Consider the following 601-nt stretch of genomic DNA (forward strand, 5'->3'; position numbering starts at 1 on the left):
TTCAAAAGTTTTTTTGACTTATTTTGTCGCATGTTTCAGCGACATGTTTTATAATACCATTTGAAATAGATTTATTTTTTACAATATAATATTATTTACTGATATTATTCTCGTTTTTCTTTATTATTCTCTAAATATATAAGTTTTTCTATTAATGATACTCGTGGGTAAGTTTAACCTTAATATATATTTTTTATAATCTAGTTTAAAAAGGAATATATACATTCTTTTACTGATAGCCATATATTAAATACTTAAGCAGCTGATTATCTTATTATTCCTTTTAATACCTTCGTTATGTTTTTTTCTTTATTTATAATTTATTTCTGAAAATATATTTAATTATTTCTATAATTAATATTAAAACTTTTTTATTTAATTTATATAATAAGTAGTACTTGATTAAATCAAAAAAAGCTACGAATAAATTCGTAGCTTTGGTGGAGGTAAAGGGATTCGAACCCTTGACCCCTTGCGTGCAAGGCAAGTGCTCTCCCAACTGAGCTATACCCCCAAATATGGTGGACCTTCAGGGACTCGAACCCCGGGCCGACCGGTTATGAGCCGGTTGCTCTAACCAACTGAGCTAAAGATCCATGTT

2 tRNA genes are annotated in these 601 nt (G+C 28.6%); both read right to left on the minus strand.

The annotated features are described in order from the left end of the window. Positions 1-438: 438 nt before the first annotated feature. Positions 439-514: transfer RNA gene (locus A500_RS19105), tRNA-Ala, on the minus strand. Between the two features lie 5 nt (positions 515-519). After that, positions 520-596, minus strand: a tRNA-Ile gene (locus A500_RS19110). Positions 597-601 lie beyond the last annotated feature (5 nt).

Source organism: Clostridium sartagoforme AAU1 (assembly GCF_000401215.1).
Classification (GTDB): Bacteria; Bacillota; Clostridia; order Clostridiales; family Clostridiaceae; genus Clostridium; species Clostridium sartagoforme.